The sequence below is a fragment of the Sorangium sp. So ce1036 genome (genome assembly GCF_051369805.1).
Classification (GTDB): Bacteria; Myxococcota_A; Polyangia; order Polyangiales; family Polyangiaceae; genus Sorangium; species Sorangium cellulosum_F.
On the sequence record NZ_JBBMOX010000001.1, the window covers coordinates 8,236,893 to 8,259,643 of the forward strand.

Consider the following 22,751-nt stretch of genomic DNA (forward strand, 5'->3'; position numbering starts at 1 on the left):
CGTGGGCGCGTGTACCTCGAGCTTGCCGACGCGACGGTGGTGACCTCGCTTGGGGGCTCACCGGAGGGGCTGAAGTCCTGGCTCTTCTTTGGCAGCGACGACCACGCCTCTGCCGCCGCCAACCTCTCCTCGCTCGTGGCGAGCTGCAAGCTCCACGGTCTCGACCCCGAGGCCTACCTGGCCGACGTCATCCGCGTGATGCCCTGCTGGCCGCGCGAGCGCTACCGCGATCTCGCCCCAGCTACTGGGCGCGCCCCCGCGCCCTGCTCGTCGTCGACGAGAGGAAGAATGCAGGAAGCGGACTCTGCCTACAAGAGCCGAGGAGCGCCGAATACGCCGTCAGCCCGCGATCTCGACCAGCGCGCCGACCTGCTGGGCCACGGGCGTCCAGATGTCGGTCTCGACGCCCGGTGTCTCGATGCTCACGACCAGCGCGTACCGCGCGCCCAGGTGGCTCCGATCGCGCCTGGGCTGGTCCTTCCACCAGCCGCTCACAGGGTAGACCGCGACGACGCCGCGCTCCGCGAGGTCGGCGGCGAAGCCGGAGAGGACGTCCGAGTGGATCGAGCCGCGATTGCGAGCCTGCTCGCCGAGGTACCACTCGGAGGAGTCGCCTCCAGTCGTGGGTTTCTCCTCGTCCTCTTCGAGCGCCTTATGGTTGAGGCGCTTGCGGAACTCGTCCATCGACTCGGTCGGGCCCTTCACCTCGAAGCGCAGGCCGTGCGACGCGTAGCGGTGGCGTCTCTTCCAGCCGCGGCGCCCCGGGTTCGGCTCGATGAAGTAGGAGAGCGTGACGCGCAGCCGCACCGCCGTCTCGCCGAGGCCCTGGAGGACCTCGCGCGGCCAGGGCAGCTCGAAGAAGTGGATGTCACCCATCTGCCGCTCGTTGGGCTTGCTGGGCTTCGGCACGAACGGGCAGATGCGGGCCTGGGCGATGAGGGTGAGCGCGTCGCTCGCGCTACGAAGCGCACGCTCGAGGCGGGGCACGCCGAAGCCGTAGCGCCGAACGAGTCTCGCTCGCTCCCGCTTGCCGCTCGCACCGCGCAGGTGCGCTTGCATCGCCGGCGTCCACTCGGCCGCGTGCACGACGAGCGCGCGCACCGCTTCGGGCCACAGCGTCGGGTACTCGGCGGCGATCATCGCGGCCATGCGGGCAGCCTGTGCGGTCGCCGCGCTCGTCGCCCAGCTCAGGACGAAGGACCTCTCGGAGGGCCGGTAGTGCGTCGAGAGCAGGCTGAGGTCGGGGCAAGGAAAGTCGACCTCGCCCTTGGCGTTCGTCACGACGTTGCCACCCTCGAAGACGACATCGGGCTTGATGGGCCACGCCTCGGCGAACGTGACACCCGTCGTGCTCCAGGGCGAGAGGTCCCCCGGTCGGGCCACCGGCTGCCAGCTCGACCACCTCGGGTCCGCGATGACGGCCATCTCGGTAAAGGCGCCGACGGTGAGCGCGTTCCAGGCTTGCCCCGGATCGTGGATCGGGTCAGTGTCGCTCCGGTCGAGGTGCGTCGGCTGGAGAGCGTTCGCATCGACATTGCCCGCGCACAGCACGAACAACCGACGAGCAGCCTCGTCGCCGCCGTCGAGGTAGACGAGCCCGCGCGTGCTCGCGTCGAACGCGCGGCCCGCCGCGAGCGCGTCGACGGCGGCGGACCAGGAGGTGGGCTGGCCTCGATCGCGCTCGTCGGTGGCAGCGATCGCCATCGAGAAACAGCGGCTCCGCAAAGGCGCCTGGATCTCGGCGCGGCTCGCTGCCTCCGCGGTGACGGCGCCGTAGAGCTCGGGCGGGTTCTGGCCGTTCGGCGGCAGGATCTTCACCGACTCGAGGCGATGCCGGAGCGGCAGCGGCGCCGAGCCAGCGAGCACCGGCGTGAGATCGCCGTAGAGAGCGAGCCCCGCCATCTCGGTGCCGTGGCCGTCGTGGTCGTGGGTAGCCCAGGACGGGTCGCAGGCCTGGCAATCCGCGGCATCGAGCGCTGGCTCGATCAACGGGTGCCCGCGGTTCACACCGGTGTCGAGGACACACACCGCTGGCGCGTCCGAGGGGGGCGGCGTCGTTCGCGCGACGAGCTCCTTCACCCAGTCGCCTTGCTCGTCCGGGCCCATGTCGACGAAGACCGTCGCCGTCTCCTTGGCCTTCCGCACCTCGGCGAGGTCGTTCAGCACGTCCACGGAGGCCGCGAGCTGCGACGGTGAGGCGCGCAACAGCGTGACGATGCGGTCGTCGAACTGGAGGCGGCGGGGCGTAACGTCGAGTCGCTTCAGCCCAGCGAACTCGAGCAGGCGCGCGAGTTCGTCGCCATCCTGCCGGCGAAGCCACACCTCCCACCAGATGACCTCATGCTCGTCGGGATAGGCCTCGACCGCGTCCGTCCACAGCCCGCGCAGCGTCGCGAGCCGCAGTGTCGCCACCGGGTCGAGCATGTCCTCGTGCCGGCGCTCGCCCTTCTTCTTGGGAGCTGTCTTCGCGTAGCTCTCGAAGCGCTGGAGGAAGTGCTTCACCTTCCCGTCGGGCACGAACACCGTGGCCCGCTCGATGCGGCGCGGCTCGGGCTCGTCCGTCTTGGTGTGGCTCACGGCAACGAGCTCGATGCCCTGCCGAGCATCCTCGAGCGCGCTCAGTTGGAGCGGGGCGCCCGGCTGGCTCTCGAACTGCACGTAGAGGCCCGGCTCGGCGCCGTGCACCGCGGTGCCCGCGTCCCGGCGGCGCTGGTCGGCCTCCGCGACGGCGGTCTTCAGCGCGCGAGCGAGCGCCTTGCCGTGCCTGGTGCGGCTCGCGGGTGGCGCAGGCCTGGTCGCCTCGATCCTCCGAGGGTGAGGCTTGTAGGCCTCCGTCGACGGATGACCGGGTACGAGGATGTGCTTGCGGTTGCGAGGAGCGGCCACGCGTCAGTCCCCCCGGTGCCCGCTACGCGTGCGTGTTGCGTCGCTCCTCGAGCGCGGCCACGAGCTCCGCGTCGCGCACGGTCGTGGAGTGGTCGAGGATGGCGTTCTTCGCGGCCTGCTCGCACGCCATCGCGATCTCGGCGTGGCTCAGCCCGTCGGCGGCGTGAGCCGCGGCGCTCCAGTCGACGCTGCTCGTGTCGAGGAGCGCGAGGCGACCGCGCATCACGCGCGTCGCGATCTCCTGCGTGGGAAGGGCGTACTCGAGCACGGCATCGAAGCGACGGAAGAGCGCGCGGTCGAGCAGACCGACGTGGTTCGTCGCCCCCAGCACGAGGCTGTCCGAGTCGTCCTGCTCGAGGAACTGCAGGAACGAGTTCAGCACCCGGCGGATCTCGCCGACGTCGTTCTTGCTGCCGCGCTCGCCACCCAGGGCATCGAACTCGTCGAACAGGTACACGCCGCGCGTGGCCTGGATTGCGTCGAAGACCACGCGCAGCTTCGCGGCCGTCTCGCCCATGTACTTCGTGATGAGCCCGTCGAGCTGGATGCTGAAGAGCGGCAAGCCAAGCTCCCCCGCGAGCGCCGCCGCGGTCATCGTCTTGCCGGTTCCGGGTGGCCCAACGAGGAGGAGCTTCCGCATGGGCGAGAAGCCATGCTGGCGGAGACGGTCGCGTTCACGCTGCTCGGTGAGCACCCGGTCGAGGCGCGTGCGGAGCGCGGCGGGCAGCGCCATGTCGCGCACACGCGTCTTCGGGTAGCTAACCGTGAGGAGGCCGGCGAGCTCGCCTCGGGGCTGCGCGAGCGGGACGGGCTTCGGCCCCCGGACGGGCTCGGTCGCCTTCGCGCGCGCCTTCACCTGGTCGACGAGCTCGCGCAGCTCCTGCGCGAACTTGCCGTGGCCGCTCCGCGCCGCCTGCGCCGCCACCTGCATGGCGATCGCGTAGAAGCGCGTGTCGTCGCCATCGGCGTGGCTTCGGATGAGCGCTTTGACCTGGTCCGCGGTGGCCACGACGTCCTTACTTTGTACCCCGAGCCCCCGACCGGAGCCATCGAAAGCGCGCAGCGGCTACAGGATTCTGCTCCCGAAGTCAAGGAATCGTGCGTTTCCGGCCCGGCCGGCAGCCCCACATTCAGCCCCTCCCGTCGCTGACGCGACTCCTGCCAATCCGTGGTCCCGAGCCGCATCTCACGCAGGCCGCGCTCGCTGATCGGCTGGGGCCTGGGGCAGCTCGAGGAACAGGATCTCGTTGTGGACTTCAGGGGCGGCGATAACCAGATTTGCGTGAGCGCAGGGCATCTGCAGACGCGCTACGGTCCGAAGCGGCGATCATCTCGCGCGCGAGTTGCAGCGCCGAGCGCGGCTTCCTGGTCGGCGCGCACCGCGCCAGGATCACCTTCCAGCCGTTCCTCGCGCTCGCCGCCTCCGCGACGATGCTCGCCACCTCGGCCGGGTCCACGCGCTCCTCCGAGATCCGCCGCTTCGAGCCGTACTCGGCCGCCAGCGCCCGGCGCTCGGCGGGGCTCTTCGCGCGCGCGGCGATGCTGGCGTAGGCCTCGCACGAGTAGGCGAACGTCTCGCGCTGCCCGAACTCGATGTCGAGCAGCCACTCCTTCCTGCGCGTCTCGCGGAGCCCGATCGTGCGCCGCTTGCAGTTGTGGAAGATGTGCGCGGCCTCGTGGACGATGAAGTCGGCGAACGGATCGTCCTCGGCGAAGTACTCCGGAGAGACATAGCAGGTCGTCTCCTCGCTCAGCCCGACGATGCGCGCGGCCTTCTTGCCGAGCAGCTTCGCGCCGACACTGAGGAGGTACAGGTTCGCGATGTCCCACGCGGAGCGATCCCACCTGTGATTCAGGATGATCGGCTCGATGGTGTCGCTCGTGACGTAGACGACGGACTTCTCGAACGTCGCGAGCACGACGTCCTGCTCGGCGCGCGCGAAGAGCCCGCGCACCATCGGTTCCACCTTGGCGCGCGTGAACTCGACGCCGACGTTTGCGGGCACCGGCTCGTGCGAGCGCCCCTTCGCCAGCCGACGGACCTCCTCGACGAGCGCGCCGCGAAGGTCGGCGTGCTGGCGGCGGCCGCGCTCCATGAAGTCACCTGGCCACGCCCAAGCATCCATATCGGCGTCGCCGGTGCGAACGTAGCGCTCGATCTCGTTGGCGATGATTGGCGTCGACATCAGGCCATTCTACCCCACAGGTTCGTCACCGGGGGGCGCGTGGGGGCCCGCGAGCTTCAGCCCACCACCTTCTTGAGGAGCGCCACCCCGCGCACGGAGTCGGCCGGCGTCGCGTCGGCGAGCTCGAGGTACACGCGGCTGCGGGCGTCGTCAGTGTACTCCGACTGGTTCCTGGGGTATTCTCGAGCCCTCGCGGCGCGGCCGTCCGCCATCGGTGCTCATGTCCACGTTCGACTCGACCAAGACCCAGCTCAGCGTGCTCCTTTCCAGGGTGGTGGAGGGCAAGCTGCAGCTGCCCGACTTCCAACGGGGGTGGGTGTGGGATGACGAGCACATTCGGTCCCTGCTCGTCTCCATCGCGCGCTCCTTCCCGATCGGCGCGGTGATGCTCCTCGAGACCGGGGGCGAAACCCGGTTCCAGGTCCGTCCGGTCGAAGGCGTCGAGCTGCCGCCCAAATCCGCGCGCCTCGCCGAAGAGCTGATCCTCGACGGGCAGCAACGCCTCACCTCGCTCACCCAGGTCCTGAAGCTCGACAAGCCAGTTGCGACGCGCGACGCGAAGAAGAAGGAACTCCGCCTTCACTACTATTTCAACATCGAGAAGGCGCTCGAGGGCCCTGAGTCCCTGGCGGAGGCGATCGTTGCCGTCGACGAGCAGCGGACCCTGCGAAGTGAGTTCGGGCGCAAGATCGACCTCGACCTGAGCACCCGTGAGAAGGAGCTCGAGGCGTTCCACTTCCCGTGTAGCCAGATCCTGAACTCGGACGACTGGGAGCAGCTCCTCTCGGAGAAGGCTCCAGAGAGGCTCGTCCGCTTCATGAAGTTCCGGCGCCAGGTGGTCGAACCGTTCCGCAGCTACATGCTGCCGGTCATCAGCCTGAAGAAGGAGACCTCGAAGGAAGCGGTCTGCCTGGTGTTCGAGAAGGTGAACACCGGGGGCGTTCCGCTCTCGGTCTTCGAGCTCGTCACGGCGACGTGGGCTGCCGATGGGTTCAACCTTCGCGACGACTGGTTCGGCGTCCGCGGTCACGCGGGCCGGCATGCTCGTCTCAGCAAGCGGCCGCTTCTGCGCGACCTCCAGCCGACGGACTTCCTTCAGGGCGTGTCGCTCCTGCACTCCTCCGAGCGCCGTGCCGAGGACCTCGCAGCAGGACGTTCAGCCAAGGAAGCGACCGGCGTCACGGCCAAGCGTGAGCACATCCTCGAGATGCCGCTCGCCGCCTACCAGAAGTGGTCGGAGCTACTGACCAAGGGCTTCGAGCAGGCCGAGCGTTTCCTTCGCAGCGAAGGGTTTCATCACCCGAAGTTCCTCCCGTACCGCACGCAGCTCACGCCGCTCGCGGCCGTGCTCGCGCGCCTCGGCGAGCGATGGCTCGAGCCACAGATCAAGGCGAAGCTCGCACGCTGGTTCTGGTGCGGCGTCTTGGGCGAGCTGTACGGCGGGGCGGTGGAGACCCGCATCGCGCTCGATGTCCAGCAGCTAATGGCGTGGATCGAAGACGCGTCGGCGCCCGAGCCCGCGACGGTCCAGGCCGCGGGGTTCAACCCGAACCGACTCGATACCCTCCGCTCGCGCACGAGCGCGGCCTACCGCGGCTTGTACGTGCTGCTCCAGCGCGAGGGGGCCTGTGACTTCTTCTGGAAGGCGCGGATGGTCGATCTCGACCTTGATGATGTGAAGCTGGACATCCACCACATCTTCCCGAAGAAGTGGTGTGAGGAGCGCGGCATCCCGCCGCGCATCTTCAACGCGATCGTCAACAAGACGGCCATCTCATACAAGGCGAACAGGATGATCGGCGGCCGGGCGCCCTCGCTGTACCTGGCGCAGATCCAGTCCCACGCGCAGGTGCAGCTCGACGACGCCGCGATGGACGCCATCCTGAAGAGCCACGTCATCGCTCCCGCGCTGCTGCGCGCCGACTCGTTCGAGGCCTTCTATGCAGCCCGCAAAGCCGCGCTCCTCGGGCTCGTGGAGCGGGCCATGGGCAAGGCCCCCACCGAGGCGTTGCCGATCGCCGCGGACGACGAGGATGAGGACGACGAGGGCGAGAGCGACGCCTGAGCCCCCGGTCAGCAGGTGGATCGTCATCAGTGCCGCTCGCTTTCCATGCACCCGCGAGCCCCGCGCGCTCGCGGCTCATGTTGAGTAGCCCCGGTCAATCGACCTCAGCGCCTCTCTCCCCGGCGGATGCCGAGAGAGAGGCGAGAAGCTGTCCACCGCGGGCGAGATGATCGCGATGGCGCGCTCTCTGCCCTGCGTGCCGCGTCATCACGCGCGGCGCGCGTGACGGCCCCAGATTCTGCGCAGAAGCAGCGAAGCCCCCTAGGATCTCTCCTCGGGGGCTCCTGTTGACTGGCTCTCGCCTGAACTTCGCGACAAGAGAAGAATGGCTCCAGCTGCTGGACTCGAACCAGCGACCCGGCGGTTAACAGCCGCCTGCTCTACCAACTGAGCTAAGCTGGAATGCGTCGGAGACGGGCGCGAGAATAGTCGGCGAGACTTTCCCGTCAAGCGAATCCGCACGCCGTCCCGATCTTCCTTCATGCCGGTGAGCCCGCCCGCCTTCCGCGTGCCGCACGCCCGCCTCTCGCGCCCCGCTCGCCCGCTGCGCGCGAGATTGCCCGCCCGGCGTGCTTCTGCGAGAACGCCGCCGTGCAGCGCACCGCCGTGCCCCTCCCGCCGCAGCCGCCGGACGCCCCGGCTTCCCCGGCCGCCTCGGCCCCCGTGGATCCCTCGCAGCCCTCCCCGGCTCCCTCTCCCCCCACCCCGGCCCCCTCCCCCGCCGGCCCCACCGCCGCCCGCTCCGCCGGCCGCGGCGGCCTCGCCATCGCCTTCGCCAAGGTCTCGTTCATCCTCTTCGGCTTCGTCCAGCAGCTCATCCTCCCCCGGCTGCTCGGCGTCGACGGCTACGGCGAGGTCTCGGTCGTCCTCGCGGGCGTCGGCGTCGTCAACAACGTCATCGTCGCCACGGGCATCCAGGGCGTCTCGCGCGCCGTCTCCAGCGTCGCCGAGCGCGACGTCGCCGAGGCCTTCCGCCGCACCCTCGCCCTGCACGCCGTGCTCGCCGTCGTCGTCTCCGCCGGCTTCGCCCTGCTCGCCGGCTCCATCGCCTCCTTCTCCGCCGCGCCGCACATCGCGACCCCGCTCCGCCTCGCCGCCGCCGTCGTCCTGCTCTACGGCCTCTACGCCCCGCTCGTCGGCGCCCTCAACGGCCAGCGCCGCTTCCTCACCCAGGCCGGCTTCGACATCGCCTACGGCGCGCTCCGCACCGCGTCCATCGCCGCCGGCGCCATCCTCTTCCTCCGCGCCGGCCAGAGCGGCGTCCTCGGCGCCATCGCCGGCTTCGTCGCCGCGGCCGGCATCATCGTCCCGCTCGCCCTCTCCCGCACCGGCCTCGGCCGGCGCGGCAGCGCCGGCCCCACCCCCCGCGAGCACCTCGTCTTCCTCCTGCCGCTCGCCGTCTCGCAGACCTTCCTGAACTTCCTCCTCCAGACCGACTTCTTCCTCCTGCGCCGCTTCCTCGGCCAGGCCACCGACGCCCTCGCGCTCGGCCAGAAGGCCGCCGACGACCTCATCGGCGTCTACCGCGGCGCGCAGCTCTTCGCGTTCCTCCCCTACCAGCTCCTCTTCTCCATCACCTTCATCCTCTTCCCCATGCTCGCCCGCGCGCACGCCGAGGGCGATCGCGCCGCGGTCCGCCGCTACACCATGACCGGCGTCCGCCTCTCGTTCCTGCTCACCGGCCTCCTCGTCGCCCCCATCTCCGGCCTCGCCCCGCACGTGCTGCGCTTCGCCTTCCCGGTCGAGATCTGGAGCCGCGGCGGCGGCGCCCTCCGCGTCCTCTCCCTCGGCATGGGCGCGTTCGCCGTCCTCGGCGTCGCCTCGGCCGCGCTCACCAGCCTCCGCCGCGAGCGCGTCGCCGCCGCCCTCACCGCCTCCACCGTCGCCCTCGTCGCGCTCGGCTGCTCCCTCGCGGTCCCGCGCGCCCCCTTCGGCACGGACATGCTGGTGAGCTCGGCCGTCGCCACCTCGCTCGCGCTCGCCACGGCCGCGATCGTTGCCGGCGCCCTGCTCCACCGCGTGGCCGGCGGCTTCGTCGCCGCCCGCACGGCGCTCCGCGTCCTCGCCGCCATGGCCGCCGCGATCGCCCTCGGCGCCCAGCTCCCGTGGCTCGGCAAGATCGCCGTGCTCGGCGAGGCGCTCCTCGTCGGCCTCGTCTACATCGCCCTGCTCGTCGCGACGCGCGAGCTCGGCCGGGACGACCTCGCCACCCTCCGCCAGGCGTTCGGGCGCAGCCGCCGCCCCGCGTGACCCGTCCCGCGTGACCCGCCCCGCGTGACCCGTCGACCCCTCTTGACCGGCAGCCCGCAATCTCGCATAGGCCGGTCTCCCCGATGCCCGCAAGCGGCCGGGCCGCCGCGCCGGAAGACCGGGCGGCGCGCCCCTCCCCCCCGCGCCGGGCCGCACACGCAGGAGAGATCGTGGCGCCTCAATTCATCTTCACGATGCAGGATGTCCGGAAGGTGCACCCCCCCAACAAGGAGGTGCTCAAGGGCCTGTGGCTCTCCTTCTACCCGGGCGCGAAGATCGGCGTCCTCGGCATCAACGGCTCCGGCAAGAGCACCCTGCTCCGCATCATGGCCGGCGTCGACAAGGAGTACCTCGGCGAGGCCAGGCCCGCCGACGGCATCCGCATCGGCTACCTCGCGCAGGAGCCGCAGCTCGAGGCCGGCAAGACCGTGCAGGAGCACGTCGAGATGGGCGTGCACGAGGTCCGCTCGCTCGTCCAGCGCTTCGAGGAGATCGGCCAGAAGCTCGGCGAGTCGCCGCCCGACATGGAGGCGCTCCTCGAGGAGTACGCCGCGCTCCAGGACAAGATCGACGCCGCGAACGGCTGGGAGATCGACCGCGTCGTCGAGCGCGCCATGGACGCGCTCCGCCTCCCCCCGCCCGACGCCGACGTCGCCAAGCTCTCCGGCGGCGAGCGCCGGCGCGTCGCCCTCTGCCGGCTGCTCCTGGAGAAGCCGGACCTCTTGCTCCTCGACGAGCCCACCAACCACCTCGACGCCGAGAGCGTCGCGTGGCTCGAGCGCTTCCTCCACGAGTACGCCGGCACCGTCGTCGCCGTCACCCACGACCGCTACTTCCTCGACAACGTGGCCGGCTGGATCCTGGAGCTCGACCGGGGCAACGGCATCCCGTACGAGGGCAACTACTCGGGCTGGCTCGAGCAGAAGAAGAAGCGCCTCGAGCTCGAGCAGAAGCAGGAGAGCGCGCGCAAGCGCACGCTCGAGCGCGAGCTCGAGTGGGTGCGCATGGCCCCCCGCGCGCGCCAGGCCAAGAGCAAGGCCCGCCTCGCCGCCTACGAGTCGCTGCTCGCCGAGGACAAGTCGAAGAAGGTCGAGGAGACCGAGATCCACATCCCCGCCGGCAAGCGGCTCGGCAACGTGGTCGTCGAGGCCGAGCACCTCCGCAAGGGCTTCGGCGATCGCATGCTCATCGACGACCTCAGCTTCTCGCTCCCGCGCGGCGGCATCGTCGGCGTGATCGGCCCGAACGGCGCCGGCAAGACCACGCTCTTCCGCATGATCATGGGCCTGGAGCAGCCCGACGCGGGCGCGCTCCGCATCGGCGAGACCGTGGAGCTCGCGTACGTCGACCAGTCGCGCGACGCGCTCAATCCGAACCACTCGGTCTGGCAGGAGATCTCGGGCGGCGAGGACCGGCTGCTCGTCGGCAAGCGCGAGGTGAGCTCGCGCGCCTACGTCGCGAGCTTCAACTTCGCCGGGAGCGACCAGCAGAAGAAGGTCAAGGACCTCTCCGGCGGCGAGCGCAACCGCCTGCACCTCGCCAAGCTGCTCCGGCGCGGCGGCAACGTGCTCCTGCTCGACGAGCCCACCAACGACCTCGACGTCGACACGCTCCGCTCCCTCGAGGAGGCGCTGCTCGACTTCGCCGGCTGCGCCGTGGTCATCAGCCACGATCGGTGGTTCCTCGACCGGATCGCGACCCACATCCTCTCCTTCGAGGGCGACAGCAAGGTGGTCTGGTTCGAGGGCAACTACGCCGACTACGAGGCCGACCTGAAGCGCCGCCTCGGCGCCGACGCGGCCGAGCCCCGCAAGATCCGCTACCGCAAGCTCACCGAGGGCTGACGTCCCGCGACCGCCGCCAGGTCGTCCCGCGCGGGGTCCACGACAGGGCGAATTTTCCGTGAACGGGATTACCCCGCCCACGTAAGCGCTCGCCCGCGCATCAGCTAAGCTTCGCCCCGATGCACGGCACGAGGAGAAAGGGCGCGCCGCCGCGGGCCCGCGGCGACTTCGGGCGCCTCGTCGTGCGCGTCGTGTGCGTCGTCTTCGCGGTGATCGGGGCGATCCCGCTCGCGCTCGGCCTCCTCGTGCGGACCGCGCCGGTGCGCGCGTGGGCGGCGCGCGAGACCGCCGCGCTGCTCCAGCGCGAGCTCGGCATCACGGCGCATTACCAGGTGCGCGTGCAGGCCTGGCCCCTGATGGTCGCCCTGAACCGCCTCGTCGTCGAGTCCTCGGACGGCGGCGCGCCGTTCCTCGAGCTCGAGCGCGTCGCGATCCGCCCGCGCCTCTTCTCGCTGCTCGCCGGGCACCTCGACGCCGGAGACGTCGAGATCCTCGGCCCCCGCGTCCGCGCGGTGGTGAAGGACGGCGAGCTCAGGAACCTCGCCCTGCCCACCCCCGGCGAGGGCGGCGGCGGCACGATCGAGCGCGCGCCGCTCTCCTCGGTGGCCATCACCGATGCGTGGCTCGATCTGACGATCGACAACGTCCGCGTCCAGGCGCGCGAGGTCGACGTCGACGTCTCCTCCGAGCCGTCCGACGCCTTCGAGCTCGCGATGCGCGCCGGCTTCATCTCGGTGGTCCACACCCACCCCACGCCCGGCCGCGAGGCCGAGGAGGACAGCGTCGACGAGGACGTCGTCTGCCGCTTCGACACGCGCGTCCGCCTGGAGCCCGACCGCGCGCTCGTCCGCCGGCTGACGCTGGAGGGCGCCGCCGACTTCGACCCGGATCCGGGCACCGCGCCGCCGTGCGCGCTCCCCGACGGCGACTGGCGGCGGGTGCAGCTCGAGCTCGGCGCCCTCCGCGCCGTCGGCCTGGGCGGCGGCATGCCCTCCCGGCTCAGCGGCCGCGTGCGCGCGCGCCTGCCGGTGCCGGTCGTGCACCGCTTCGTGGATCTGCCGCCCGCGTCCGGCTCGGTCTCGCTCGACGTCGAGGCCGACTACGACGCCGCGGCCGCCCCGCTCGGCCTCGCGCTCCCCCGCAGCCAGGGCACCGTCGTCCTCGACCAGCCGGGCCTCGACGGCCGGGTCTTCGTCACGCGGCTCTCGGGCGAGATCTCGACGACCCCCGACGCCGTGCGGCTCGCGAACGCCGACGTCGCCTGGGCCGACGGCAAGCTGAAGATCTCCACGGCGGAGCTCAGGCCGTTCGAGGAGGGCCTGCCGCTCCAGGCGGGGCCGATCGACGTCCTCGGCGTCGAGCTGCCCGGCCTGCTCCGCGACCTCGCCGTGCACCCCCGGGCCCACGTCGCGTGGACGCTGCGCGAGGGCCGCTTCGCGCGCTTCGGCGGCACGCTGGTCCCGCTCGACCTCGAGGGGCCGCTCGAGGTCGACACGCGCGGCTTCGAGATCTTCGATCGCCCCACCCATGACCCCGCCCGCCAGCGCATGATGGGCGTCCGGGAGGGCACGGTGCGCGGCAAGTTCCAGGTGCGGCCGACCGCGGTCGTGCTCTCGGGCTTCGAGATCGACACGCCGAGCTCGCACATCGAGACCAGCGTCTCGCTCGGCTTCAACGACCAGCTCGGGGTCGACGTCTATGCGGGCTCGCGGGTGGATCTCGCGGAGATCTCGCCGCTCAGCGCGCTCGAGCTCGCCGGCGTCGCCACGCTGAGGGCGACGCTGCGCGGCCCGTACGCGCACCCGAAGCTCACCGGCGAGGTCGGCATCGAGAAGTTCGTGTTCGCGGGGTTCCCGATCGGCGACGTGGAGCCGTCGAAGGTCGCGTTCGAGCCGCTCCTGCTCTCGCTCGAGAACGCGCGGGTGCGGCACGGCGCGAGCCGGGCCCGGGTCCCGTCGATCAAGATCGACTTCGACCCGTCGAACAGCCTGGCCAGGGGCGGCTCGCTCGACAGCGCGGCGGGGGTCGTCGTCGTGGACGCGACCGTCGACACACGCGAGGCGCCGCACCTCGCCGCGCGCGACCTGCTCGAGATCCTCCGCCTCGACAAGGACCCGCGGTTCGCCGGCTACAAGGCGGTCGCGAGCGGGACGGCGCGGGCCCACTTCGCGCTCGGCGGCCCGAAGGACCGGTGCGGCGGGGGCTACCTGTCCGTGCAGGCCGGGATGCGGCTCGACGACATCGAGCTGCTCGAGGAGCGGTTCGACGAGGGCGACGTCGACGTCGACTTCGTGTGGGACGACCAGACCGCCGGCGCCGACGGCATGCAGCTCGACGTCCGCTCGGCGTCGCTGCGCAAGGGGACCGGCTCGGTGCTGGCGTCCGTGTCCGTGCGCCACGGCGGCGCGCTGAAGGGGAGCGTGATCGCGAGCGGCATCCCGCTCCGGCGGCTCGACGCGCTGGGGCCGGCGGGCCCGCTGTTCGACGGCTCGGTGTCGGGCGTCGCGAGCCTCGGCGGCACGGTGAGCCGGATGGCGGGCGTGGCGGACGTCCACGTCTCGCGCATCCGCATCCACAACGCGAGCCTGCCCCCGTCGCGGGTCGAGGTCGCGATCCTGCCCGAGGGCAAGCCGCCGAGGGTCCTCGGCACGACCCGGTGCGGCAACCCGCAGGGCGCGCCGTTCGATCCGGCGGAGTTCGAGCGCGACCTGCCGGACGGGTCGTTCGTGGCGAACGGCTCGCTGTTCGGCGGGCAGATCGCGCTCGAGGGGCTCCGCACCACGCGCCAGCGGCGCAAGATCGTGGACGGCCGGGTGCGCATCCACGCGCTCGACCTCGGCACCCTCGCGAACCTGATCCCCGGCGTCCCGTTCGCGGCGGCGCCGCCGAAGGGCAAGCTCACGGCGACGCTCGACGTCGAGCGGCTCCCGATGGCCGATCCCCGGCAGGCGGCCCTCACGCTGGCCATCGCGGAGCTCGAGCTGGAGCGGCAGGGCAAGCAGCTCCGGCTCGCGAGCCCGAGCGGGCCGATCCGCCTCGCGGACAACGCGGTGACGCTCCCGGAGCTCCGCTTCGAGGGCGCCGCCTCGGGCCTGTCCGCGAGGTTCACCGCCTCCGGCGCGGTCAAGAAGGCGCTCACGGCGCCCGACCTCGACGTCGCGCTGCGGCTCAGCCCGACGGACGTGTCGCAGGTCGGCGCGGACATGCGCGCGCGCGGCAAGGTGGAGGCCGCGGTCCAGGTGACCGGGCCGCTGTCGGGGCTGCGCTACACAGGCTCGGCGACGCTCAAGGAGGGCGAGCTCGACCTCGTGGGCCTGCCGGTCTCGCTCGACGACGTCGAGGCGGAGATCGAGCTCGGCGGCGACATGGTGCGCCTGACGCGGGCGGAGGCGACGGTCGGCTCGGGCCGGGTGACCGCGTCGGGGCGCATGCCGGTGCGCGGCCTCTCGCTCGGCACGGCCACGGCCTCGATCCTCGCGACCGGCGTGAAGCTGCCGATCGCGGACGGGGTGAACCTCACCGCGAACGCCAACCTCACGGCGACCTTCCAGCCCGGGATCGAGGACGACGGGATGGGGGAGCGGAACCTCCCGAGCGTCACGGGCAGGATCACGCTCACGTCGTTCAACTACACGCGCCCGATCGTCATGAGCGTCGACCTCGGCGACCTGACGGGTCGCCAGCGGACGTCGGTGCAGACGTACGATCCCGCGGCCGACCTGGTCCGGTTCGAGGTCACGGTGGTGTCGCCGAACCCGCTGCGCTTCTCCAACAACCTGGCGGACATGCGGCTGGAGGTCTCGCCCGGCGGGCTCGAGCTGGCGGGCACGAACCAGCGCTTCGGCGCGCTCGGCACGCTGCGGATCCTGCCCGCGTCGAAGCTCATGCTGCGGAGCACGGAGTTCGAGGTGCGGGAGGGCTTCGTCCGCTTCGACGACCCGTTCCGCATCGCCCCGAAGGTCGACGTGCGCGCCGAGAGCGAGTACCGCCGCTACACGTCATCGAGCAGCGCCGCGGCGGCGGACCCGGGCGCCGAGCCCGCGAGCGCCGGCCTGAGCGCCAGCGCGAGCACCGGCGGGCACTGGCGCATCAAGCTGCACGCGCAGGGCGACGCCGAGAACCTCCGGCTCAACCTGACGAGCGATCCCCCGCTCAGCCAGGAGGACATCGTCCTGCTCCTGACGCTCGGCGTGACGCGCGCCGAGCTCAACCAGGGCCTCATGTCGTCGATCGGCGAGACCGTGGGGCTCGAGGCGCTGTCGTCGCTGACGGGCGCCGACAAGGCGGTGAAGACCATCGTGCCCATCATCGACGAGTTCCGCTTCGGCACCGGCTACTCGTCGAAGACCGGCGCGCCGGAGCCGACGGTGACGCTCGGCAAGCGCATCACCGACGCGGTCCGCGCCAACGTGACGACGGGGCTCTCTCAGGGCAGCCAGGTGCGCGCGGGCGTGGAGGTGAAGCTCAGCGATCGCATGAGCGTGCAGGGGTCCTACGACAACGCGAACGACGCGGCGAGCTCGCCGCTCGGCAACGTGGGCGCCGATCTGCGGTGGCGCCTCGAGTTCGAGTAGCGGGCGCCCGGCAACGGCGGGGCCCGCCGGGGCTCAGGAGGCGGCCGCGAGCGCCGCGTCGAGGGCGCCGTAGCGGTCGTCGCGGCCCGAGACCCACTGCTTGTGGCCCATCATCTCGAAGATGCGCCGGTGCTTCGGGTTCTTCCACGTCATGCCGAGCAGCGCGCGCTGGAACGCCTCGGCCTTCGCCTCGGACAGCGTCGGCAGCGCGTCGAACATCGCGAAGTCGTAAGCCGGCGTGGTCCAGAGCACATCGACGCGGCGGAGGTCGATGTGGCCGTTCGCCTGCTCGGCGTGCCACACCGCGCCCCCGACCGCCGCGGCCTGCGCCTTGCCCTCGTGCAGGGCGGCGAGCGCCTGGACCTCGCTGGTCGCGGTGTCCCCGTGCTTGCCGAGGTCCACCTCGAACGGCAAAAGCTGGATCTTGTCGACCGCCACGCCCGCCTGCCGGAGGAAGTGGAGCGGCAGGATGCGCGCGTGGGCCGAGTCGGCGCTCCCGACGGCGAGCAGCTTGCCCTCGAGGTCGCTCAGCGCCCCGACCTCGGCGTCGCGGCGGACCAGGAGCTTGCTGTGGAAGTCGCGGTCGATCTCGCGCATCGCCAGCGAGCGGGAGCGGCCCTCGGTCTGCCGCTTCACCCGCACGTGGGAGATGGCGCTGTTCCAGGCGACGTCGATGTGCCCGCGGAGCAGCGACTCCACCTGGCGCTCGTACGTAGAGAACAGCGCGAAATCAATCAGGATTCCATGTTCGCGGAAGTGCTCGCGCAGGCTCTCCCACAGCGTGACCACCTTGGAGTCGTGCGCCACGGCGCCGACCAGCATCGCCAGGTCCTTCATCCTGTGCCTCGCACGGGCGGCGACGCTAGCACGAGCTTCGGTCGCCGAGATCCCACGTCGCGCACATCGGCCTCCCGAGCGCGGGGGTGAACCGGTCCGCGGGGGGAGCTCGCGGAGAGGCGGGAAGGCGTGGAAACACCTGGGGCGAGCGCCGCGCGGACGGGCTCTTGCCAAATGGCCGCCCAACCGGGCTACGCTGCGCACCTCGTGCAAGCCGGCGCCGGTTCGCTCTATTTCCGTCCCCCGGCGCTCCGCGCCTGATGGCTCGCTTCCGCCACGCCCTCGCCCCCCTGCTGCTCGGCCTCGCGCCGCTCGGCGCCTCCGCCCTCCCCGCGCGCGCGGAGGCCAGACCGGCCAACCCGACCCAGGTTGCGGCCAACCCCACCCAGGTTGCGGCCAGACCCACCCAGGTTGGAACCAACCCGACCCAGGTTGCGGCCAGACCCACCCCGGCCAGACCCACCCAGGTTGCGGCCAGACCCGCCCAGGTTGGAACCAACCCGACCCAGGTTGCGGCCAGACCCACCCAGGTTGCGGCCAACCCCACCCAGGTTGCGGCCAACCCCACCCAGGTTGGGACCAACCCCACCCAGGTTGCGGCCAGACCCACCCAGGTTGCGGCCACCCCCACCCAGGTTGCGCCGACCCCCACCCAGGTTGCGCCGACCGAAGCAACCGACGTGCCCGCGCTCCGCGAGCCGATCGCCCTTGGCCCGCTCGCCGGCAAGCCGATCGTCGACATCGAAATCGTCGTCCAGGGCGATCGCTGGCTGGCCGCGCCCCCGCCGATCACCCGCGTCAAGCGCGGCGAGCCGCTCAGCGCCGACGCCGCGCGCCGCGCCATGCGCGAGCTGCTCGGCAGCGGCCGCTTCGGCCGCGCGTGGGCCGAGGCGCACCTCGTGGCGAACGGCGCCGTGCTCCGGATCAGCGTCCTGCCGCGCCGGCGCATCGCGACCATCCAGATCACCGGCAGCGCCCTCGACCGGCAGGACACCCTGGAAGCCGCCGGCGTCTCCGAGGGCGGTGAGATCACCGCCCCCGGCCTCGCCGAGGTCGCCCCCCGCATCCGCGCCTTCTACGCGCAGCACGGCTACCCCGCGGCGCGGGTCGCCGTGCGCGCGGTCGACACCGACGACGGCGCCCAGATCGTCCTCGCCCTCGACATCGAGGCCGGCGCCCCGCGCACCGTCTCCCAGCGCGTCTTCGTGGTCGATCCGCGCGCCGACCGGGAGCTCGGCGCGCTCAAGCAGCGCTACCGCCTCGGCGTCGGCGCCCGCATCGACGAGCCCGCCTTCGCCGAGGCCGACCGCGAGATGGCCGACCTGCTCCGCCGCAACGGCTTCCACTACGCCGAGGTCTCCCACCGCGTGCTCGCGGTCGGCCCGAACAACTACCTCTACGTCTACCTCGATCCCGGCTCGCGCATCGTCCCCGCCTTCGACGGCAACCGCGCCTTCGACGACGACGCCCTCGAGGCCGCGCTCGAGCTCGGCGAGGCGACCGCGACCCGGCCGGGCGATCTCGCCGATCGGCTCCGCTCCTTCTACATCGAGCGCGGCTTCCTCGACGCCGAGGTCACCCCCTCCCTCGGCGGCACCCCGGCGGATCCGGTCCGCTACCTCATGTTCACCATCCGCGAGCACGAGCAGGTGCGCGTCACGAAGCGCGTCTTCCCCTGCCTCACGGGCGAGCTCAGCGCCGACGACCTCGGCCAGGAGATCGAGAGCTTTCTCGAGGAGGACCTGCCCGGCGCCGACGGCTTCTCGATCCCCGACCCGCGCGTCGTCGCGGACCTCTTCGGCCCGACCCGGGGAGCCGGCGGCCGGTCCAGGCCGATCGAGCTCAACCCGGCGATGACGTACGTCCAGGAGACGTACGATCGCGCCCTCAAGCACCTGCGCGATCTCTACTTCAGCAAGGGCTACCTCAACGCCGTGGTCGGCCCCGTCTCCGTGCTCCGCGCCACCTGCGCGCGCCGCTCGCCGAAGGGCGCCTGCCTCCCGGAGCCGGTCAAGGAGCGCGTCACGGCCCAGTGCCGCACCGACGCGCTCGGCCTCCCCCTCCCCGAGCCACCCGTCCCGCCCGCGCTCACGTGCCGCCCCGACCCGGCGAAGCACATCACGTGCGCCCCCGAGGTGACGCTGCGCATCCCGGTCCACCCTGGCCCCCAGACCCAGCTCTACGATCTCGCGTTCGAGGGCAACAAGGGCTTCTGCGGCCAGGCCGACCTGAACGCGCGCGACCGTCGCTTCTGCGCGGAGGACGCGCCGTTCAGCGAGCGCTGGCTCGGCGCCATCGCCGATCTCGAGGTGGGCCAGCCCCTCTCGACGCTCGCCCTCGACGCCGCGCGGCTGCGCATCCTCGACGCGTACCGCGACCTCGGGTACGCGTTCGCCGAGGTCCGCACCGACATCGAGCCGTCGCCCGACCGCACGCGCGCCCGCGCGCGGTTCATCATCGCCGAGCGCGACCGGGTGACCGTCAAGGGCCTCGTCGTCAAGGGGGCCACCCGGACCGACGAGCGGCTGATCCTCCGCCGCGTCCTGCTCCGCGAGGGCGCCCCGTTCCGGCAGTCGCAGGCGCGCCTCAGCGAGGAGCGCATCGCCACGCTCGGCCCCTTCTCCAGCGTCTCGATCGCGCTGGAGGACCCGGACGTCCCGCAGAAGGACAAGCGGGTCATCATCAGCGTGGTCGAGCAGCTCCCGCAGTACCTCAACCCGCAGATCGGCTTCTCCACCGGCGAGGGCATCCGCTTCGCTTTCGAGTACGGGCACCGCAACATCGGCGGGCTGGCCATCGGCCTCACGATGCGCATCCAGCTCAGCTACCTGTTCGAGTTCATGATCCCGGACGCCACGGCGCGCCGCCACTACGAGAACCTGAGCGGCGACCTGCAGCTCGAGCGCCGCAACACCGTCTCGATCACGCTCCCGGACATCGGCCTCGGCCCCCTCGTCAGCCTGTCGCTCTCGGGCATCGACGTGCGCGACAACCAGCTCGACTTCGGCTTCACGAAGCAGGCGCTCATCCCGGCGATCACGTACCGGCCGCGTCGCGCCGTGACGACGCAGCTCGCGGTGTCGACCGAGCTGAACGACGTCGGCTTCTTCCAGGACACCGACCGCGAGAAGAAGAGCGACATCCTCAACCAGCTCCGCATGCCGGAAGGCAAGACGATCGCCCTGGCGCAGCGGCTCGACGCGTCCTGGGACACGCGGGACAGCCCCTTCGCCGCGACCGAGGGCTTCCTCCTCTCGGGCGGCGTGGAGCACGTCGACGCCTTCGACCGGGACGACACCGGCGCGGCCTTCCGCGAGAGCCATTTCCTGCGGTTCACCGGCCGCGTGTCGGGTTACATCCCGTTCACGGAGCGGCCGAGCCTCGTCCTGGCGCTGAGCCTGTCCGGCGGGTACATCCAGCCGCTCGTCGCCGAGAGCGGGACCTACCCCGACCGCCTGTTCTTCCTGGGCGGCGTCGACTCGCTCCGCTCCCACCTGGCCGAGTCGCTCTACCCCGAGGACGGCCTGGACGAGGCGCGACGGGCCGTGGGATCTGGGGGCAACGTCGAGCTCTACGACATCCCTCGCGGCGGCACGGTCGTGCTGAACCCGCGCGCGGAGCTGCGCGTCCCGCTGACCGATCTGCTGCAGCTCGGTCTCTTCCTCGACGCGGGCAACCTCTGGGTCAGGGCGAGGAACGTCAACCTCGATCCGCGCACGCTCCGCTACGCGCTCGGCGCCGGCCTGCGGGTGAACACCCCCATCGGCCCCCTGGCGCTCGACTACGGCTTCAACCTGGTCCCCCGCGAGGAACTGCAAGAGGGCACCGGCGCCCTCCACTTCTCCGTGGGCCTCTTCTGACAGGCGCCCACGAAGACGGCATGTAGGTCGAGCCCCCTCGCGGGGGGAGGGGCCCGCAGGGGGCTCACCGGAGGGGCTGGAGTGGAGGCGAGCCACGACAGGGGCTCGCCGGAACGCAAGCCCCGGAGGCGAGCCCCCTGCGGGCCCCTCCCCCCGCGAGGGGGCGGGCGTCGCGCACGCCTGACGCTCAGCGCGCCGTGGCCGCCTTCATCTCCCGGACGAAGCCCGTCACGGCGCGCGCCGTCGCCTCGGGATCCCCGAGGTGCGCCGCGACCCTCTGGACGACCGCGGACCCGCTGACGACGCCCGCCGCCCCCGCCTCCAGGGCGGCGCGCACGTGCTCCGGCTTGGAGATCCCGAACCCCAGGATGGGCGGCGGCGCGCCGAACCGGCGCAGCGTCTCGAAGAGCGCCCCGTGGCCGAGCTGCACCTGCTCGTCGGCCCCGGTCACGCCCTTGCGCGCGACGCAGTACGTGTACCCGGAGCACCGCTCCGCGAGCATCTGCAGCGTCGCCTCCGGCGCGTTGGGCGGCGCGATCAACACCGGCGCCACGCCCACCGCGCGCGCCGCCGTCACGTACGGCTCCGACTCCCGCACGGGCACGTCGGCGACGAGCACGCTGTCGACCCCGGCCGCGGCCACCGACGCGTAGAACCCCTTCAAATCGCGGTGCTTCACGAGGTTCGCGTACGTCAGGATGCCGATCGGCACGTCCTTCGCGTCCGCCCGGAGCCTCGCGAGGAGCTCGATGCAGTCGGCCGGCCGCACCCCCGCCTCGAGCGCCCGCACCGCGGCCGCCTGGATCGTCGGCCCGTCCGCGATCGGATCCGAGAACGGGATGCCGACCTCGAGCGCGTCCGCGCCGCCCTCCACCGCCGCGCGCAGCAGCCGCGCGCTCGTCTCGAGATCAGGGTCCCCGAGCATCAGGAAGGGGATGAACGCCCCCTCCTTCCGCCTCGCGAGCTGCTCGAATGCGCCATCGTAGCGCGTCTTGATGGTCTCCCGCTTCATGTCGACCTCCCGGGATCGAGCAGCCTCTGCGCCTGCTCCATGTCCTTGTCTCCGCGGCCGGAGAGGTTCACGACGAGCACCGTCTCCCTCCCCTCCCGCGCTGCCTCCGCCGAGAGCTTCAGCGCGTGGGCGATCGCGTGCGCCGACTCGAACGCCGGGATGATGCCCTCGCTCCGCGCGAGCTCCTGGAACGCGTCGAGCGCCTCGGCGTCGCTCGCCGCCACGTACCTCGCCCGGCCCGACGTCATGAGGTGCGCGTGCTCCGGCCCCACGCCCGGGTAGTCGAGCCCCGCCGACACCGAGTGCGTCTCGGCGACCTGCCCGTGCTCGTCCTGGAGGATGTAGGTCTCCGACCCGTGCAGCACGCCCGGGCGCCCCTTGAGGAGCGTCGCCCCGTGCTTGTCGGTCGAGAGCCCGTGCCCCGCGGGCTCGACGCCGATGAGCGCCACGTCCTTGTCCGGGATGAACTCGGAGAAGATGCCCATCGCGTTGCTGCCGCCGCCCACGCACGCGAGCACCGCGTCGGGCAGGCGCCCCTCGTCCTCGAGGATCTGCGCCCGCGCCTCGCGGCCGATCACCCACTGGAAATCGCGCACGATCGTCGGGAACGGGTGGGGTCCGGCGACCGTCCCGAGCAGGTAGTGGGTGTCCTCGTAGCTCTCGGCCCAGTCGCGCAGCGCCTCGTTGATGGCGTCCTTCAGCGTCTGCGAGCCCGAGTCCACCGGCACCACCTCGGCGCCCATGAGCCGCATCCGGAAGACGTTGAGCCGCTGCCGCTCGACGTCCTTCGCCCCCATGTAGACGCGCGTCGTGAGCCCGAGCAGCGCCCCGATCATCGCGGTCGCGACCCCGTGCTGCCCGGCCCCGGTCTCGGCGATGAGCCGCCGCTTGCCCATGCGCCGGGCGAGCAGCCCCTGGCCGAGCGCCTGGTTCGTCTTGTGCGCGCCGCCGTGGAGCAGATCCTCGCGCTTGAGGTACACCCGGACCCGCGGATCGCCGGTCAGGTTGCGGCACCGGTAGAGCGGCGTCGGCCGGCCCGCGTAGCGCTCGAGCAGCGCGTTGAACTCCGCCGTGAACGCCGGATCGCCGCGCGCGTCCAGGTAGGCGCGCTCGAGCTCCTCGAGCGCGGGCACGAGGATCTCCGGGACATAGGCGCCGCCGAAGGCGCCAAAGCGGCCGCTTTGCTGCATGGTGATTGCCTCGATCGTCGTTGTGCGTGGTGCGTACGTCGGTACGC

At 71.8% G+C, this 22,751-nt stretch carries 12 protein-coding genes, 1 tRNA gene and 1 pseudogene; 6 read left to right on the plus strand and 8 right to left on the minus strand.

The genetic code is table 11. The features are described 5' to 3' along the window. Window positions 1–135 precede the first annotated feature (135 nt). Window positions 136–189 (plus strand): annotated as a pseudogene (locus WMF31_RS30980) (transposase domain-containing protein); the annotation flags it as partial. A 150-nt stretch (window positions 190–339) separates the two neighbouring features. Here WMF31_RS30980 and WMF31_RS30985 read toward each other — a convergent pair. From WMF31_RS30985 to WMF31_RS31000, 4 genes are all read right to left on the minus strand, one after another. After that, the gene (locus WMF31_RS30985) at window positions 340–2,886 is read right to left on the minus strand and encodes a S8 family peptidase (RefSeq protein ID WP_436605393.1); all 2,547 of its coding nucleotides are present in this window, start codon (window positions 2,884–2,886) and stop codon (window positions 340–342) included. Window positions 2,887–2,908: 22 nt separating this feature from the next. Further along, the gene (locus WMF31_RS30990; protein ID WP_436605394.1) at window positions 2,909–3,895 is read right to left on the minus strand and encodes an AAA family ATPase; all 987 of its coding nucleotides are present in this window, start codon (window positions 3,893–3,895) and stop codon (window positions 2,909–2,911) included. Between the two features lie 247 nt (window positions 3,896–4,142). Continuing rightward, window positions 4,143–5,072 carry a hypothetical protein gene (locus WMF31_RS30995; protein ID WP_436605395.1) on the minus strand — a complete coding sequence of 310 codons (930 nt, stop codon included), beginning with the start codon at window positions 5,070–5,072 and terminating at the stop codon, window positions 4,143–4,145. A gap of 56 nt (window positions 5,073–5,128) precedes the next feature. Continuing rightward, window positions 5,129–5,284, minus strand: coding sequence for a hypothetical protein (locus WMF31_RS31000; protein WP_436605396.1), 156 nt, complete (start codon window positions 5,282–5,284; stop codon window positions 5,129–5,131). 8 nt (window positions 5,285–5,292) lie between these two features. On the opposite strand from WMF31_RS31000, the gene WMF31_RS31005 reads away from it, so the two are divergent. Beyond that, a complete protein-coding gene (locus WMF31_RS31005; protein WP_129345925.1) occupies window positions 5,293–7,137 on the plus strand; it encodes a GmrSD restriction endonuclease domain-containing protein in 1,845 nt (614 codons plus the stop codon). Window positions 7,138–7,463: 326 nt separating this feature from the next. Here WMF31_RS31005 and WMF31_RS31010 read toward each other — a convergent pair. Further along, window positions 7,464–7,539, minus strand: a tRNA-Asn gene (locus WMF31_RS31010). 189 nt (window positions 7,540–7,728) lie between these two features. Here WMF31_RS31010 and WMF31_RS31015 point away from each other — a divergent pair. The 3 genes from WMF31_RS31015 to WMF31_RS31025 all read left to right on the plus strand — a co-directional run bounded on the left by WMF31_RS31015 (window position 7,729) and on the right by WMF31_RS31025 (window position 15,805). After that, the gene (locus WMF31_RS31015; protein ID WP_436605397.1) at window positions 7,729–9,387 is read left to right on the plus strand and encodes a lipopolysaccharide biosynthesis protein; all 1,659 of its coding nucleotides are present in this window, start codon (window positions 7,729–7,731) and stop codon (window positions 9,385–9,387) included. 170 nt (window positions 9,388–9,557) lie between these two features. Continuing rightward, window positions 9,558–11,231, plus strand: a complete 1,674-nt coding sequence (gene ettA / locus WMF31_RS31020; protein WP_436605398.1) for an energy-dependent translational throttle protein EttA — start codon at window positions 9,558–9,560, stop codon at window positions 11,229–11,231. 119 nt (window positions 11,232–11,350) lie between these two features. Continuing rightward, window positions 11,351–15,805, plus strand: a complete 4,455-nt coding sequence (locus tag WMF31_RS31025; RefSeq protein WP_436605399.1) for a translocation/assembly module TamB domain-containing protein — start codon at window positions 11,351–11,353, stop codon at window positions 15,803–15,805. Between the two features lie 33 nt (window positions 15,806–15,838). Here the strand turns inward: WMF31_RS31025 and WMF31_RS31030 are convergent, their stop codons facing one another. Next, the gene (locus WMF31_RS31030; protein ID WP_436605400.1) at window positions 15,839–16,642 is read right to left on the minus strand and encodes a phosphate/phosphite/phosphonate ABC transporter substrate-binding protein; all 804 of its coding nucleotides are present in this window, start codon (window positions 16,640–16,642) and stop codon (window positions 15,839–15,841) included. 260 nt (window positions 16,643–16,902) lie between these two features. Between WMF31_RS31030 and WMF31_RS31035 the strand changes: the two genes are divergently transcribed. Next, window positions 16,903–20,502: a POTRA domain-containing protein gene (locus WMF31_RS31035; protein ID WP_436605401.1), complete on the plus strand. Its 3,600-nt coding sequence runs from the start codon at window positions 16,903–16,905 to the stop codon at window positions 20,500–20,502. A 187-nt stretch (window positions 20,503–20,689) separates the two neighbouring features. On the opposite strand, the gene trpA is transcribed toward WMF31_RS31035, so the two are convergent. Both trpA and trpB read right to left on the minus strand, forming a co-directional pair. Then, window positions 20,690–21,514 carry a tryptophan synthase subunit alpha gene (gene trpA / locus WMF31_RS31040; RefSeq protein ID WP_436605402.1) on the minus strand — a complete coding sequence of 275 codons (825 nt, stop codon included), beginning with the start codon at window positions 21,512–21,514 and terminating at the stop codon, window positions 20,690–20,692. Beyond that, a complete protein-coding gene (gene trpB / locus WMF31_RS31045) occupies window positions 21,511–22,704 on the minus strand; it encodes a tryptophan synthase subunit beta (protein WP_436605403.1) in 1,194 nt (397 codons plus the stop codon). The genes trpA and trpB overlap by 4 nt, the downstream gene beginning before the upstream one ends. Window positions 22,705–22,751: the final 47 nt, after the last annotated feature.

Coding starts and splice junctions, on each gene's coding strand:
- WMF31_RS31035 (WP_436605401.1), top strand. CDS start 16,903: ATGGCTCGCTTCCGCCACGCCCTCGCCCCCCTGCTGCTCGGCCTCGCG.
- WMF31_RS31030 (WP_436605400.1), bottom strand. CDS start 16,642: ATGAAGGACCTGGCGATGCTGGTCGGCGCCGTGGCGCACGACTCCAAG.
- WMF31_RS31005 (WP_129345925.1), top strand. CDS start 5,293: ATGTCCACGTTCGACTCGACCAAGACCCAGCTCAGCGTGCTCCTTTCC.
- WMF31_RS31000 (WP_436605396.1), bottom strand. CDS start 5,284: ATGGCGGACGGCCGCGCCGCGAGGGCTCGAGAATACCCCAGGAACCAG.
- WMF31_RS30995 (WP_436605395.1), bottom strand. CDS start 5,072: ATGTCGACGCCAATCATCGCCAACGAGATCGAGCGCTACGTTCGCACC.
- WMF31_RS31025 (WP_436605399.1), top strand. CDS start 11,351: ATGCACGGCACGAGGAGAAAGGGCGCGCCGCCGCGGGCCCGCGGCGAC.
- trpA (WP_436605402.1), bottom strand. CDS start 21,514: ATGAAGCGGGAGACCATCAAGACGCGCTACGATGGCGCATTCGAGCAG.
- trpB (WP_436605403.1), bottom strand. CDS start 22,704: ATGCAGCAAAGCGGCCGCTTTGGCGCCTTCGGCGGCGCCTATGTCCCG.